The sequence below is a fragment of the Methylomonas sp. 2F7 genome (assembly GCF_057126975.1).
Genome location: NZ_CP195203.1, coordinates 2,032,486 through 2,048,217 on the forward strand (window position 1 = coordinate 2,032,486; position 15,732 = coordinate 2,048,217).

Sequence of the window (15,732 nt, forward strand, 5' to 3'; positions counted from 1 at the left end):
GGTTTATGTGGCGGGTTTGCAGCCCCCTTAAATTACTGAGTGGCCGCTTATGGGTGGTCGCTTGAGTATTTAAGGTCTTTCTGAAAAAACTCCAATGACCGGTTTTGGCCGATTCTGTTGAAAAAGTCGGTTTTTTGAGTGTGAGTCGGAAGGGTGTTGATTGATTGCCTTGGTTTTTCAGAAGCCGTTAGGTGAGTTTTTCGCTTTCTGGCGCGTAAATACGGCTTATATTGCCGTTATGCGGGTATCAATTGGGTTACTGGTTCATTGATGGCCAACCTCTTTGCCATTCGCCTTAGATTTTGGGCCGTCGCCGCCAATAGAAACTCATCTTTGGCATTACTGAAGCCTCGTAACCGCAGCTTATCCATTTTCAAGATGCGTTTGAGATGGGCAAACAGCATTTCCACCTTCTTGCGCTCCTTGCGTGACTGCTTATAAGCATCGGTTTTGGTAATGGCACGAGCGACATCACGAGCCGATTCGTGGGGGCTTCGATCGATTTGACGATTTGCCATGTTAGGACAGCACTGCGCTTTGAGCGAACAGGCTTGGCAATCCAATTGGCTGGCGCGATAGCGATAAGGGTTTTTCTGTTTGCTGCGCCAAGCGATTTTCAGAGGCTTACCCGCAGGGCAGATATACCGATTATTCTCCGCGTCATAAGTAAAGTCAGAGCGACTGAAGGTGCCATCGCTGCGTTCTGACTTATCGAATACGGGTACATGTGGTGCTATATCTTTTTCATCGACTAACCATCCGAGCATGGCAGCTGAACCATAATTGGTATCGCCCACCAAACGTTCGGGCTTCAGACCAAACGTCTCTTCTACCCGATCAATCATGGTCCGAGTCGCCTCCACTTCGGCGGCTTTATTGACCGCTGAGGCTTCTACGTCGAGGATGATGCCGGCTTCCAAGTCGATCAAGTAATTGGTTGAATAGGCAAAGAATGCAGGGCCACCGGGTGCGGCCGTCCAGGTAGCCGCCGGATCAGTCAGTGAAAGCGTCCGGGTGGACTCTTTGGGGTCATTGGTTTCTTCTACTGCCGCGAGATATTCACGGACCGGACGTTCTGCTTGAGCGGGATCGCCCCAGTCAATGTCGTCACCATTTTCTACTCGACGTTGCCGTTGGGCATCGGCTTTGATGATGCTCGCGTCGGTGGCAAAACCCTCGCCACGCACCAGGCCTTCTGCCATGCATCGTTTCAGGACCGTTTCAAACACTAGCCGAAAAGCCTGGCTTTCCCGAAAACGGCCCAGGCGGTTCTTGGAAAAGGTGGAATGATCCGGCACAGGATCGTCTAAATCCAGTTTGCAAAACCAACGATAAGCCAAGTTGACATGCACTTCTTCACAGAGACGGCGTTCGGACCGAATGCCAAAACAATAACCGAGGATTAGCATCCGGATCATCAGTTCGGGAGCAATCGATGGTCGGCCGATAGGACTGTAAAACTCCGCCAATTGCTGACGAAAATCACCCAAGTCAAGAAAATGGTTAATGCCTCGCAGCAGATGATCTTTGGGAATGTGGTTTTCGAGACTGAAACAGAAAAACAACTGCTCCTGAATCCCTGATTGTTGTCCCATCATGGCGTCACCTCATGATTGAGTGGCTGTTAGCTGTATTTTACTACTTTAGGAACCCTATATCAGGGGACTTTTTCAACAGAATCGGCCGTTATGACACAGTGATAATTTCAATTTGCTCGCCGAATTCCAGACCTTCGAATGGATTTCAGGATGTATTAATCGTTGAAATTGAATGGCCATCCCGACCGACAGGTAATCGCCGTATCGGGGTCTATCTTTCTAGCAAGCCGATTGGAACAATGCTCGTAATCTTGCAATCATCAACCGATGAATTTGTTATTGGCTTCGGCTTCAATTACCCTGCAATAACGCTGCAGAGCATCCCGAATTTTTCCCAATCGATCGAGCTGTTGCCGGATATGGGCAAACTCGGTTTCCAGTTCTTCGACTAATTCCGTCTCCCAGGCGGGTTCCCCCTTCAGCAGGTTGCCGAGCGGATAACGATAGCCGCGGCCTTTCTTAACGTACTGCGCAATTGGCTTGGTTTGACCGTTTTGTCGTAACGTGGCCATGCGATACCACTCAATGCTGAAACCGCGTTGGTTTTCCCGGCAGCGGATGCGGACGCCGATTCGGCCCGATTCGCTTTTGCTGTGTTTCTGGCGCTGGCTTTTCAATTGGCGCCAATAATCATCGACCAATACTTTGGCTTGCGCCTGGAGATGATCGCACCGGGTTTCGATCCAATGCAATATGTCTTGTTCGGTGAGAGTGGACTGAGCGTTGACGGGTCGTTCGCTGGACATGAATTTTCCTATTACTTAACTGTAGGGATAGACATGGACAATGCCTAATGGAGTTTTCTGTTCATTGCGAACCTTGGAAAGCGCCTTAGTGCATAGGTATTTGCACCTTAAATCCCTAACGCAGTAGGCATATCACTGTCATTTTCTCGATGGTTCATTTAGGCATTGCCTTCGCAAAACGGCGTGATTCATGCCTACCTAGGAAATAACTTCGGATTAGGGGCCGGTTAACGGTTGCCACCTTTCCCTACTACAGTAGGGAAATCGAAAGTCGAATTCCTATTGGGATTTGCGGGCTATCGTCCGTTCGCAATAACGCCAGCATTTTAGGCAACCGATATGGGATACCGATTGCAGTTGACGCCGAATTTGCGATCGTCTGCCGTTCCGGTCGCGATCTGCGATCGCTTTTCGAATCATCTTGCAGCTGATGGCGTTTTCGTCGTCAGCTGCAAAAGTCGCTGGGAAGATCTGACGGACAATGGCGCGATGAACCGAAACGCCATTTCTTTGCCAATCATCATAAGCTTGTGTCTCAGAGCCTCACTGGCGATGGGAAAAGACAGCGCGCCCGAGATTTCCTATTTCTCCGACAAGCAACGCGGCTGGTTTTGGTATGAGGTGCTGCCGGAGCCGGTTAAAAAAGCCCAACCCGATATACAAGCCGATCAGCACAAACCGAAGTCTGACATCAAACCGCCCAGCGTCGTTGAGGCTGAAATTGAACCCCAAACACAAGCCAAGCCATCCGCAGAATCCCAACCCCTATCTTCGGCCTGGTTGAAGCAAAACCTCGAGCATTACCTGAACCAGGCGATCGACGATCCGAGTCCCGAGAATGTGGCGGCGTTTTACTACCTGCAGCGGGTGATGATGGACAAAGCTGAGCGTTTTACCAACGCCGCGCGTTACGTGGTGATGTCCGATCCGCAATTGGATGAAACCGTGCGCCGTCCGGTGGCGACCTATGCGGCCAATGAAGCCAATCATCAGGCCAGCGTGGTGGCGGAAATGGCATTGAAGTCGATTGCCGCCCAAGCCGGCATATTGTTTTTCTTTCGTTCCGATTGCCCTTATTGCCATGTGCAGGCGCCGATTCTGGCCATGCTGGAAAACGCCTACGGCTTCAAAATCTATCCCGTGTCGCTGGATGGCTTGCCGATGCCGAACGGATTTTTCAGTCAGTTCAAACGCGACCAAGGACAAGCAGCGATGCTGGGCGTCGAACAAACCCCGGCGCTGTTCCTGATGAAACCGCCCAAGCAAATTGTGCCGTTGGCGCAAGGCGCGTTGTCGTTGGAAGAAGTCACCGGACGGATTCTGCTGGCCGCCAAGGAAGCCGGTTGGATCGATGCCTCCCAATACCAAACCACTCAGGGCATCCGTAACACTCCGATGTTGTTACCGGCAGCCGGTAGCATCAGCCCTGCGGTTACGCAAGATCCACTGTCACTGATCCAGGCATTGCAACGCAGTGCACATTTTGGGAGCACGCCATGATTTCGTTTTCATTGTCTCTGCGCTGTCGTCAGGTGCTGGTGTTGATTCTGTTGATCGAGAGCGCCGTTCCAGCCTATGCCGACTTGCAACAGGAAATGGACAGCATGTTCGGCACCATGACCAACTTCACGGCGCCGACCGCGCATTTGGGACAGCGCCGTGGTGTGATTACCGGCGGTAGCCTGGTGGCGCGCAATGGCATCACCAACACCAATCTGGTGTCGTTTGTGCCGCCGTCGTTCAGTGCTGGCTGCGGGGGTATCGATTTGTTCGCCGGCAGCTTCAGTTTCATCAACTTCAACCAATTCGTGCAGTTGCTACGCAATGTGGCCGCCAATGCCTCAGGCTATGCATTCCAACTCGCCGTTGGCGCCATGTGTCCCTGGTGTGCTTCGGTGATGACCGATCTGCAAAAGAAAATCCAGGAGATGAACCAGATGTTCAGCAACTCCTGCCGGTTGGCGCAGGGCTTGGTGAACGATACCGTCAAAGCCTTCGACCTGCAAAGCAAAACCAACTTGTCCAATGCCTCGTTTACCCAAGGCATTTCCGATGTGTTTTCCAGCTGGACCAATACCAGCACCTTGGGTGATCCGGTACAGCAGATCAAGCAGAATGACCCGACCGATATGACCAAGATCATTCAGGGCAATCTGGTCTGGCGGGCCTTAGTCAATCAAAACGCCGGCGGCTGGTTTCGCTTCGGTGGCAACAGTTTGCTGGAAGCGGCGATGAGTATTTCCGGTACCGTGATCGTTGATGCCCCGCAAGCCGCGCCCGACGGCAAAGGCGAAAACAATGCCATCAGCGCGCCGCCGCCGGTGCTGCGGATCAAGGATCTGATGTACGGCAACGACGCCGGCAACAGCTATCAAACCGTCAGGATATATACCTGTACAGACGGTCACGATGCCGATCAGTGTCTGAAACCCATCGTCCAGAACGTGAATCTGGTCGGCTTGAAGCAGCGGGTAATGGAAATCTTGCTGGGTTCGGCCAATTCCGGCAACGGCTTGATCTACAAATTCTCGACCAACAGCGGTCAAATCACCGACAGCGAAAAAGCCTTCATGCAAACCGTACCAGATGCCATCGGCGGCATGATTCATAACCTGGCTAGGGAAGATGCCGGCATTGCCAAACTGTGGGCCGAGGAAGCCGCGCCGGTGATTGCCCTGAAACTGGCGCAACTAATTGTCAATGATTTACTGAATGCCGTGCAAACCGCCGCGCATATGAATGACCATGCCTATGCCAAGTTGCTGATGGATGCTCTGAAAGACGCCCGTGAACAAATTCAGGACGAATACGTCACTATCGCCGGTCGCTACGGCAATCCGCAAACCCTGATGGCGTTTTACCAGCAGTTGATGAATACCGTAAAGCCAAAACATTACGGTACCGTGGCGCAATTGCCGGCTTCCGGTACCGCCTGGCCGACGCCTTAGCCCTTATCTTTTCTCTACAGGCCATCTCCTATGTTTGAAATCTTTTCCGTAGGCGATTCTGCCTATCTGCAAGCTGTACTGAATGCCGTGGCGATGATCTCTGGCACCGGCGATTACCGTACCGCAGCGGCTGTCGGCGGCTTGATCGGTGTCATCATCGTCATGCTCAGGGCTTTGTTGCAATGGGATGGCCGCGGCATCCGCTATCAGGATTTATTGCTGGCTTATGTGTTGTGGTTGATGCTATATGCGCCTTCGGTGCGGGTATCGATCGAGGATGCCTATACCGGTAGCGTGGTGGTAGTCGACAACGTACCGCTGGGACCGGCGGTGGTCGGCAGCGTGATGTCGAACATGGGTTATCGCACCACACGGCTGTTCGAACAAGGCTTTGGCACACCGTCGATGACCGGCAACGGCTTTGCCGACAGTTTGCAGACCTTGACCGCAGTTCGGAAGAATCTGTTGTCTCGGGTGAATCTGGGGGCGGCCAATGTGCCGAATGCCGGCAGCGACATGGAAACTTCGTTTGCCAATTACGTGCGCGAATGCACCTTGACTGGTGTCGATTTAAACCAGAAATCGGTAGATGCCATCTTGCGGGATGCCGACCCGTTGAATGCGATAAGGTTTGACTCCGACATCTACATGACCCAAATCTATGTCGGCGGCCAACCGCAAACCAAAACCTGCACCGAAGCCTGGGCCGATTTGAGCGTGGTGGCCAATGGCAATTTTGCGACAGCGCTGGAAGGGTTGTTGCAACCGACCTTGGGCGTACCGGCGGCGGCCGACACGGTGCCGAAAATCCAGGATGCATTCGATGCGTTGGCCGGTCCCGGTGTCATTGATGCCGCCGATTACATGCTGATGTCAGCCATCATGCCCATGTTCGAGAAAGGCGTGATCGGCCGGCATGAAGACGGCTTGCATTGGAATAAAGCGGCGATGGTCGAGCAAGCGATTCAGCAACGTAATACCCAATGGGCCGCCGAGCAAACCCTGTTTGCCAAGATTGTACGGCCCATGATGGCCTTCATCGAAGGCTTGAGTTATGCCATTGCCCCGATCATGGCCTTCGTGGTGATGCTGGGCAATGTCGGTATCCGGATGAATATCGGCTACTTCTCGATGTTGTTGTGGATCCAATTGTGGATGCCTATTCTGGCGGTGATCAATCTGTTCATCCAGATGTCGGCCGCCGGCAAGATGGCGGCGCTGACCACCGCTACCTACAACTTGCCGTCAATGATGGGCATTTATCAGCTGGACATGGAGTTGCAGCAATGGCTGTCGATCGGCGGCATGCTGGCGGCGTCGACGCCGGCCATTACCTTGATGCTGATCTACCGCGGTGCGGTAACGGCGACGCATTTCCTGGGACGGATGGACGGCGGCGACACCATTAGCGAAAGAATTGCCACGCCCGATGTGATCAGCCCGGCACCGGTCTTGAATGCCCAATCGCAGCATCAATACAGTCCGTTATCGGCAGTTACGCAAACCGGCGTCGACAAGGTGCTGCCGACATTCACAGCCGGCAAGGACATGAGTGCGGCTGTATCGTCGGCGTACAGCGCTTCGGAACAGGCGACCAGCAGTTTCATGAACAGCGTGTCGTCAACCGCGTCGAAGTCGGCGAGTATCACCAGTGATGCATTTGATAGCCGTTCGCTGGGTAATCAGATTACCAGTAGTTCCAGTTATACCGATGCCTATAACCGTCAGTTCGGAGAGGCCTTTGCCAAGAAGCATGCAGACACCGGTATTTCCGCGGATCAGTTCTCGGCACTGGTTGCCGGCAGCGCCAATGCCGGCGCCAAGCTGGGTAGCGACCAATTGAGCGGCGCAATCTCCGGTCGCTTGCAAAACGATTTCAAAGTCAGTCAGGATAAATCCGATGCTATTGCCGCCGACATCAGCCAGACCGTCAACGACAGTCAGGGTTATCAAGCCGGCTTGGCGAAAAGCCTAGCCATGGATGCGCAAACCGGCACCCGAAACGTCGCCTCAATGGGATTGCAAAATCAATCGTTGTCATCACTGCAACAGAGCGCAACCGATGCGGTATCCGCCAGCGAATCCTATCAACAAACCCTATCGGCCCAACAACGCTTCGGAACGCAAGCCAGTTTCGGCGCGGCGGAAACGGGTTACAAAATTGCGAATGATCTCGGCTTGATGGAACGTCTGGATCGCACACTTGATCAATACGGCTTGCGCGGCGATACGCAACGGCTAGCCTCGCAATGGAAAGCGTCGGGTTGGATCAGCAATGCCGATCAAGCCTATGCGGCCGCCGGCATGTCGTTATTGACCGGATTTTCGTCACCCAGCTACCGCACGCTGGACGATCAACAATCGTACCAGGCGCAAATCTCGGGTTACCAGCTGCTCGGCGATGCGTTTAATGCGCCGCAAGCCGATCAAAGCTGGAATGCCAGCCGGAATGAATCCCTGAAAGCCAGCGCTCCGGAAGCTGGCAGGGTTCAGGCATCAGTCGAACAGGCCAATCTCAAAGACCCACGCGCTGAAACCGAATCGCTAAATCAGCGTGCTCAGGCGCATATTGGTTCAGCGACGGAAAAAATTGCCGGCGGCGAAGCCCATATCGACGCACAACATGATCGTAATTTGGCAGAGCGTGAACAAAATTCAAGAGAAGGTTTCGGTCAATTGGCGAATGTCAAAGCGGAGCACTTTAGGCAATCGATTGCGGCAGCGGCCAATGACACGCCTTCGGTAGCGGAGGCAACATACGATTACCTGGGAGGGAGTATTTATAATACCGCCAAGAATATCGAAGCCGTGGGTTCTTCTGGTGCTGAAAGCATTAAAGAATTTACTTCAAATACTACAGAAGCTTACTCGAACGGAGCAAGCTTTTGGGATTCCGTAAAATACGGAGCCTCTAAATCTTACTCCGGTTTTATTCAAACTACCCAGGCTTGGGCAGACCAAAGAATTAATGAAATCGGTGACAAATTAACGCCAAGTCAAAAAACATATTACCGAGCAGCAATGTTTGAAGCATTCGCTGGAATATCAGTTGGTGGAGGATATAGCGGAAATTTGGCCGCAGCAAAACAACAATTGATCAAAGAGGAAGGAGACATTGATGGCAACAATATTTCAAAGTTATTGATGAGTGCAGCCGGCCAAAATCGCATGGATCTCATAGATCAGATTAGTAGCTTTAATCGAGCTAGAGGACTAATTAATTATTAAGAACCATGAATTATTTGTTGCGAAGAATTTGTCCAAAACCAACAATAATCCCTCGCAGAATCATGGCAAATGAGAGCATGATAATTGGTACGGTAAGTTCATTGTTAATACTCCCCAGTACCCAGGCTACAAACACTAAGGTAGCCCAATAGTAATTACTTTCATGGGAAAGACGATTTGCCAATTGTTCAATACACTGAAAAACTAATTCTGCTAATGCTAGGGCAGTAAAAGTAACGAAACCAAATAGGGCAAATGTAGAAAGTGTTTCAGGCAGCATGCCTTTTGAACTGCCCATGAATGTTAATCCAAATAATCCAGCTGCCAAGCTAAAAAAATTAAAGTGCTTTTTAGTTAATGTGCGGGTGTGAAAACGCTGCAAAAACTTCTTCAATCCACTCGGAAACCGCGCAAACGTCACGCCACAGAAAGGGCAAACCGACTTGGTTGGTCTGCCATAGTAAACGACTACTCTAGGCACCATGGATCGGCTACATTCGTTGCAAATCACGGTAGCATGATGTCCGGCAAAGACTGAGGGTTTGGAAGTGTCTTTTCGGCTTAATTGGGATGAGAATGTCGCCATTGGTGGACTCCACTTCGAATATTCGGCAGATCCTGAATTCTAGTGGCTACTATCCCAATATTCTTGGAAAGAATCAATTAGCCAATGAGGTATTTGGATTTACGCATCTGGTTTAGCACGCACATTTGGCAGACCTGCTGGTATTTGCAGCCATGAATAACCAAATAGGGCAAATGGCAGCTTGTACAGTAAGGTAGTTCAGCGAGTCCGTCTTTCATTGCTTCGGTGATAATCCAGGCTTCATCGAAATTTGCAGGTCGTATGCGGCCAAACGGTCGGCGTTCTAGAATATGGTTGGGATAGATTGTGCAAAAAGTATCCCAGGCAAAAATCATAGCGTTCAGATCTATTTCCGATCTGATATCACCCGGACAAGCGCTTCGATAGATTGAAGCAAATAGGGCCATGTACAGAAACGACTCGCGCGCTTGCGGCATCGACGTAATGCTGGGAACTAGCCCAGATACTGGACTTTCTCGGTGCAGCGAAAAATAAAGGTTACACAAGTCTTTGGGGCGCAAGGTTTTGATGGCCCGGCAGGCCAATTTTGTACGCAACTTTCGTCTCAGTAATTGATAGGCCCAATACTGATCATTGAGCCGAGTAGCAAAGGCGCAATGACTGCTCATGACTCTGGAGGGTGGGCGGACAAAAGCATCAGTAAGTCGATCGCTCGTGCGTCGAGTACATCCGGGACTTCGGCTTTTGGGGTTTTTAGGAATTCGCTCCATTTATGGGAGTTGAAACGGGGAACAAAGGTCAGGCAATCGCTTCGTGCCAGGCTCTTCAGTTGTTCGAGCGGCATCTTTCTGAGCAATGAAACCGCGTCTGCCGTTAAGCCCAGGCAGAACATAGCTTTCTGTTCGCTTTCGGAAAAAATTAAGGATTGAGCGACGATGAGGTAGTCGAGATTCAGTTTGTAGAGATTCTCATCCATGGTGGAATCCTTTATTGGCTAAAGAATTTCGCGGATTTGATCGGCCAAGGCAATCACTTTTTGCCCGTACTGGATGGCTGCCGACTCATTTTTCCAGCTGTAATATCGCCCAATACCATGAGCGAGATTGTTTGGCACCGATTGGATGGCCTCTGAGAGTACGCTAGCGCCAATTTCGAGATTGGTGCTCGGGATCAAGAGTTGTTCGGGTTTCGCAACGCGGTGGCCATGCCATCGCAGATTCACTTGCATGATGCCGACGTCGATATTGCGTTTGCCTTGATCCAGCATTTGATTGAGCAAAGCTTTGGCCTCCTGCTGACTGCTAGGAATAAAGGAGTTGCCAGCGTTATTGATGGCCCAGGGCCAGGGCACGACACAATTCTGTTCACCGTTTTTTCGCGACTCCGTCAGCGCAACGGCATACAGAATATAGGGATCAATGCGATGTCTACGGGCAATTTGTCCCCACTGCGTGTTTTGTAATTTAGCTTTAGATGCTGGGGAGTGTAGGCTGTAGCCATTGGCTTGAATGGGATCGGCAGCCATTGATTCCATGGGTTGGCTGATGAGGTAAAGGCCACTGAACAATCCAATCCAAAGATGCTTAATAGGGTTTTGGATTGAAACGCCAGGGTGCTTAACCCCGTGTTTTTTTATGTGAATAATTAACATCGCGAGCTCACCGTTATGGTTTTGAAGCGAGTTTACGACGTTGCCAAAAATTCTATATGTTCGAAAAACCTCTCTTTAAGTTGTTTTTCGCCGATCCTCTGAGTTTGGCCTTGCTTTTTTACTTGATCTTATGATCGGAAGGAATGTGACTTGGGTGTGCTGATGGTGGCTGAGGATTATGTGTACCACCAAGAGCATTTTTATGGCGCGACTTTTAGTTTAGTGACAAATTAAATGGCGCTATATAGTCAATAGCGACACAAAGCTTTGAATGGCTTCTGGGTCTTGACCAAAATCGACAGTGAGGTGTTACTTTAATTTGATAAAACCGCTCGTTGGCTAGCTGAGCTGTATTGACTCGAAGGCTTGATTTTGGATGACTCAGGGCATTTGGGAATTACAATCCGGACTATTCCTCGCCGACCATCTGCCCCAACCTGACCAACGCTTGATTGACCCGCTCGTCCCAATCGACAGCACAGTTGAGACGGATGAAATTGCGGTATTTTTGCGTCGCCGAGAACATCGGGCCGGGCGCGATGCTGATGCCTTGCTGCAACGCGCGCCGGCTCAGCGCCGTCGCATCGACAGTTTCCGGCAGCTCCACCCAGATCACGAAGCCGCCCTCCGGCTGAGTAACGCGGGTGCCTGACGGAAAATAAACGCCGATGGCCGCCGTCATTCTCTCCACCGCTTGCCGGTATTGGTTGCGCGCCTGGCGCAGATGCCGTTCGTAGCCGCCCTTGGCCAGCATTTCCGCGACTGTCAATTGCGCGTGAGTCGGCGTTGCCAGATTGCCGACGTATTTCAGATATTCGGTTTGTTCCAGGTACGGCCCGGCCACCAGCCAACCCACCCGTAAACCGGGACACAGGGATTTGGAAAACGACGAGCAATACAACACACGTCCCTCGCTGTCCCAGTTTTTCGCCATCGACGGCCGTTGCGGGCCGAAACCCAGGTCGCCATAGATGTCGTCCTCGATCAGCGCGATCCGGTAGCGGTTGACCAACTCCAGCAGCGCGCGTTTGCGTTCGTCGCTCATGCAATAGCCGAGCGGATTACTGTAGTTGGGCACCGCGATGCATGCCTTGATCGGCCATTGCTCGCAGGCCAGTTGCAGCGCGTCCAGCGCGATGCCGTCGCGCGGATGGGTCGGAATTTCGATTGCGCGTAGCGACAACGATTCGATAACTTGCAGCAGCCCGTAAAAGGTCGGTGATTCGACGGCGACGACGTCGCCCGGCTTAGTAACCGCTCTCAAGGCCAGCGTCATCGCTTCCTGGCAGCCGTTGGTGATCAGGATGTCGTTGGGATCGACCGGGCAGCCCTGTTCCGACATGCGCCGGGCGATTTGCCGGCGCAATTCCGGCGCGCCCGGCGGAAACTCGTAATTGGCAATGCGTTGGCTGTAACGGCGGGCGACGCTGGCCGACAGCTGAGCCATTTTTTGCGTCGGCAAAAACGACGCCGCCGGCACCGCCGCGCCCAATTGCACGATGTTCGGGTTGTTGGCGGCTTTGACCAACCGCAATACCAATTCCTGACCCGTCACCAATGACGGTTCGCGGGGCGGCGCCGAAATCGCCGGTTCCTGCAGCGAACAGCGCGGACGCGGCCTGACGTAATAACCCGAGCGCTGGCGGGCTTCGAGATGGCCCTGGTCCTCCAAAAGCCGCAATGCGCTGACCGCCGTTGCGGTGCTGACCTGATGTTGCTGACTGAGCTGACGAACGCTGGGCAGGCGTGCCCCTGGTCGGTACAGATTCTGCGCGATGGCGTTGAGCAAATGTTCGGCGAGGTTTTCGTAACGAAGATTCATGGCAGTTGCAATACAGTTTCGGCGTTTAGGTATCGATACAATTTATCATCAGTCAAAATTGTATCGATGTAATTTACAGAATTTGCATCTGTATCGATAGTCTGATCATAGTCTAAAGTAGCCCCTCCAATCAAACAGGGCAAGACTATGAAATTCCGCTTGTTGAACCGCGCCAAGTTTTCCGTTGGCGGCCGTAACCCTACGACGCTTCCCCAACCTTCCGAGCTGACGCGCGGTTATTGGTTCGGCTGCGCCGGCATCCTCGGTTTTAGCCTGACCTTGCCGGCTACCCGGCTTGCGGTGGCGGAACTCGATCCGGTATTTGTCGGCTTGGGCCGAGCGGTCGCCGCTTCCCTGCTGGCGGCATTCGCGTTGTGGTGGCGAGGCGGCCGTTTGCCAAAAGGCAGTCAATGGCTGAGGTTGGCCGCAACCGCCGGCGGTGTGGTGATTGGCTTTCCGCTACTGTCGGCATTGGCCTTGCAACAAGTTTCGGCGGTGCATGGTGCCGTGGTGGTCGGCTTGACGCCGTTGTTGACCGCCGGTTTCGGCGTGCTGTTATCGGGCGAGCGGCCGGCATGGCGATTCTGGCTGGCAACGGCATTGGGTAGTATGGCCATCCTGGTCTTCGTCTATCTTTCCGGTTCGGCAGGGCTGCAGCAAGCGGATCTGTATTTACTGGCGGCCATTGCCTGCGTCGCCTACGGTTATGCCGAAGGCGCGAGGCTGGCGAAACAGCTAGGCGCTTGGCAAACCATCAGTTGGGCGCTGTTGATGACTGCGCCGCTGTTATTGCCGTGGGTGGTGGAAGCCGCGCCGTCGCGCATCGAGCTGGTCGGCTGGCCTAGTCTGTTGGGCTTCGCCTACGTCAGTGTGGTCAGCATGTATCTGGCATTTTTTGCCTGGTATCGCGGTTTAGCGCTGGGCGGCACCGCGCAGATCGGCCAACTGCAATTGCTGCAGCCGTTTCTCAGCATGGCAGCCGGTTCGGGGTTGATCGGTGAAAGTGTCGAGATTGAACAATTGGCAACCGCCTCTGTAGTCGTCGCCTGCGTCTTGGCCGGCAGAAAATCTTCATGCCAACGTTAACATCAGGAGCATTTTATGAGTACCCATTCGCTAACTTGGCTGAACGGCCAATTGCTGCCAACCAATCAAGCGTGTATCCCGGTCAACGACCACGGACTACTTTACGGCGACGGCGTGTTCGAAGGCATACGTTTTTACCGGCGCCGGGCTTTTCGTCTGCAACGGCATTTGCAACGCCTGGCGCTGTCGGCGCGGGCGATTGCGCTGGAAATATCATACTCCACCGAGGAATTGGAGGCTGTCATCGAACGGCTGATCGAAGCGTTTGCAGACGACGACGGCTATATCCGGCTGACGGTGACGCGCGGCGCCGGGCCATTGGGCTTGAATCCCAAAATCTATTCGCAGCCCAATGTCATCGCCATCGCCGACCAATTGACGATGATAGCCATCGGCCAACAACAGGCCGGGGCGCGGCTGATCGTATCGTCGGTGCGCCGCTTGCCGGCCGACGGCCTGGATCCGCGCATCAAAAGCCTGAATTATTTGAACCACATTCTCGCCAAAATCGAAGCCAACCATGCCGGTGCCGACGAGGCGATACTGCTCAACGGCCAAGGTCGGGTGGCCGAAGGCACCGCCGACAATGTGTTCATCGTCCGCAATGGCCGCTTGCTGACGCCGCCTTGCAGCGAAGGCGCACTGGAAGGTATCACCCGCGATTTAGTGCTGGAATTGGCGCAAGCCGAAGGCATCGACACTAGCGAACAGCCGTTGGGCGTGTATGATTTGTACGCCGCCGACGAATGTTTGTTGACCGGCACCGGCACCGGCGCCGAACTGATAGCGGTGGCCAGTATCGATTGCCGTGCATTGCCTAGTTGCCCAGGACCGGTGTTCCAACGCTTGCAACAGGCCTTTCGGCGGACCATAGACCAAGAGTGCGGAGGCGAGAGATGAATTTATTGGAAAATTTGCAGTTGCAGGCGCGTTACAGCCAGTGGGTCAACCAGCGTTTGTACGTCGCCTGCGCCAGTTTGACGGACGACGAACGCAAACGGGAGCGCGGCGTATTTTTCCATTCCATCCACGGCACCTGGAACCATTTGCTGCTGGGCGATCGCGTCTGGCTGGCGCGGCTGCAAGATCAAACGGCGCCATACCAACGCTTGGACTTGGAACTTTACGCCGATTTCGGCGAATTGCGGGCGGCGCAAGCCGATTGCGACCAAGCCTTGCTGGATTGGATCGAAGGCTTGCAAGCCGACGATTTGCAACGGCGCATCGCCTTCTGCAGCCTGTCCACCGGGCAGGATAGAAATCTGGCTGTAGCTACCATGCTGACCACCTTGTTGATCCACAAAACCCACCACCGCGGCCAAATCACCGCGTTGCTAAGCCAGTGCGGTTGCGACTACGGCGCCATCGATTATATCTGTGCGCCGTTTGTCGACTAAGCTTGCATTTTTTAACCCTTTTAGGATGGTTCCGAATGACTGAGTCAACGTTCCCAATTGCCATCGTAGCGGAGCAAGTGCCGCCACGGGCGAGAAAATCTTTGTATCCGCAAGCCATTTTGGACGTGCATGGCGCCCGGTTGGAAGGTCGGGAAAAGCGGGCGTTAGGCGATTTGTTCGGCCTGCAAAACTTCGGTGTCAATCTGACCAAGTTGGAACCCGGCGCGATTTCCGCGTTGCGCCATGCTCATGCCAAACAGGACGAGTTCATCTACATCTTGCAAGGCTGCCCAACCCTGTACACCGACGCCGGCCCCACGCCCTTGTCGCCCGGCATGTGCGCCGGTTTTAAAGCCGGCAGCGGCGACGCCCACCGGCTGGTCAACGAAACGGCGAGCGACGTCGTCTATCTGGAAATCGGCGACCGCAGCGCGGGTGACCAAGTCGTCTACCCGGACGACGACTTGCTGGCTGCGTTTGTCGATAATAGCTTCCGCTTCGCCCACAAGGACGGTACGCCATATTGAACGCTTTGAAATTTTTCGCCGCCAGTCAAATTGTCAGGGAACGCTATCGCGAACCCTGAGCTATTAGGCTGGATGAATTAAAAAGTGGTGTTAATCGGTTATAGCCAATTTAGAAACAACGAATGGAATGTCTCTTCTTGTTTTTTAACCTCATATGAGGTCTAATAACCGGAAGTCAATTG

The 15,732-nt window shown here is 53.1% G+C and carries 13 protein-coding genes; 7 read left to right on the top strand and 6 right to left on the bottom strand.

The window, feature by feature from the left end:
• Positions 1-236: 236 nt before the first annotated feature.
• Together ACR64Q_RS09155 and mobI are read right to left on the bottom strand one after the other, a co-directional pair.
• Positions 237-1,598, bottom strand: coding sequence for a transposase (locus tag ACR64Q_RS09155; protein ID WP_313733591.1), 1,362 nt, complete (start codon positions 1,596-1,598; stop codon positions 237-239).
• 260 nt (positions 1,599-1,858) lie between these two features.
• The gene (gene mobI, locus ACR64Q_RS09160; protein WP_020481727.1) at positions 1,859-2,344 is read right to left on the bottom strand and encodes a conjugative transfer protein MobI(A/C); all 486 of its coding nucleotides are present in this window, start codon (positions 2,342-2,344) and stop codon (positions 1,859-1,861) included.
• Between the two features lie 489 nt (positions 2,345-2,833).
• Here mobI and traF point away from each other — a divergent pair, with 489 nt between their 5' ends.
• Genes traF through ACR64Q_RS09175 form a run of 3 tightly spaced genes read left to right on the top strand, consistent with a single transcriptional unit; the run spans position 2,834 to position 8,520 of the window.
• On the top strand, positions 2,834-3,844 hold the full coding sequence (gene traF / locus ACR64Q_RS09165) for a conjugal transfer protein TraF (protein WP_313734421.1): 1,011 nt from the start codon (positions 2,834-2,836) through the stop codon (positions 3,842-3,844).
• On the top strand, positions 3,841-5,292 hold the full coding sequence (locus tag ACR64Q_RS09170; protein WP_313734422.1) for a conjugal transfer protein TraH: 1,452 nt from the start codon (positions 3,841-3,843) through the stop codon (positions 5,290-5,292). Before traF ends, ACR64Q_RS09170 begins: the two co-directional genes overlap by 4 nt.
• Before the next feature lie 30 nt (positions 5,293-5,322).
• Positions 5,323-8,520, top strand: coding sequence for a conjugal transfer protein TraG N-terminal domain-containing protein (locus tag ACR64Q_RS09175; RefSeq protein ID WP_313734423.1), 3,198 nt, complete (start codon positions 5,323-5,325; stop codon positions 8,518-8,520).
• A 10-nt stretch (positions 8,521-8,530) separates the two neighbouring features.
• On the opposite strand, the gene ACR64Q_RS09180 is transcribed toward ACR64Q_RS09175, so the two are convergent.
• From ACR64Q_RS09180 to ACR64Q_RS09195, 4 genes are all read right to left on the bottom strand, one after another.
• Positions 8,531-9,106 carry a hypothetical protein gene (locus ACR64Q_RS09180; RefSeq protein ID WP_026146813.1) on the bottom strand — a complete coding sequence of 192 codons (576 nt, stop codon included), beginning with the start codon at positions 9,104-9,106 and terminating at the stop codon, positions 8,531-8,533.
• Between the two features lie 625 nt (positions 9,107-9,731).
• Positions 9,732-10,043, bottom strand: a complete 312-nt coding sequence (locus ACR64Q_RS09185; RefSeq protein ID WP_020481721.1) for a flagellar transcriptional regulator FlhD — start codon at positions 10,041-10,043, stop codon at positions 9,732-9,734.
• An 18-nt stretch (positions 10,044-10,061) separates the two neighbouring features.
• A complete protein-coding gene (locus tag ACR64Q_RS09190; protein ID WP_152428788.1) occupies positions 10,062-10,718 on the bottom strand; it encodes a transglycosylase SLT domain-containing protein in 657 nt (218 codons plus the stop codon).
• Positions 10,719-11,127: 409 nt separating this feature from the next.
• Entirely contained in the window at positions 11,128-12,540 is a 1,413-nt protein-coding gene (locus ACR64Q_RS09195) for an aminotransferase-like domain-containing protein (protein WP_020481719.1), read from the bottom strand.
• A 147-nt stretch (positions 12,541-12,687) separates the two neighbouring features.
• Between ACR64Q_RS09195 and ACR64Q_RS09200 the strand changes: the two genes are divergently transcribed.
• From ACR64Q_RS09200 to ACR64Q_RS09215, 4 genes are read left to right on the top strand one after another with little or no spacing between them, the layout of a single operon-like run.
• Positions 12,688-13,626, top strand: coding sequence for a DMT family transporter (locus ACR64Q_RS09200; protein ID WP_020481718.1), 939 nt, complete (start codon positions 12,688-12,690; stop codon positions 13,624-13,626).
• Positions 13,627-13,641: 15 nt separating this feature from the next.
• Positions 13,642-14,526 (top strand): branched-chain-amino-acid transaminase, encoded by an 885-nt coding sequence (ilvE, locus tag ACR64Q_RS09205; RefSeq protein ID WP_020481717.1) that lies wholly within the window; start codon positions 13,642-13,644, stop codon positions 14,524-14,526.
• Complete coding sequence (locus ACR64Q_RS09210; RefSeq protein WP_020481716.1) at positions 14,523-15,023, top strand: DinB family protein; 501 nt, start codon at positions 14,523-14,525, stop codon at positions 15,021-15,023. The genes ilvE and ACR64Q_RS09210 overlap by 4 nt, the downstream gene beginning before the upstream one ends.
• Positions 15,024-15,058: 35 nt before the next feature.
• Positions 15,059-15,550 carry a cupin domain-containing protein gene (locus tag ACR64Q_RS09215; protein WP_026146810.1) on the top strand — a complete coding sequence of 164 codons (492 nt, stop codon included), beginning with the start codon at positions 15,059-15,061 and terminating at the stop codon, positions 15,548-15,550.
• Positions 15,551-15,732 lie beyond the last annotated feature (182 nt).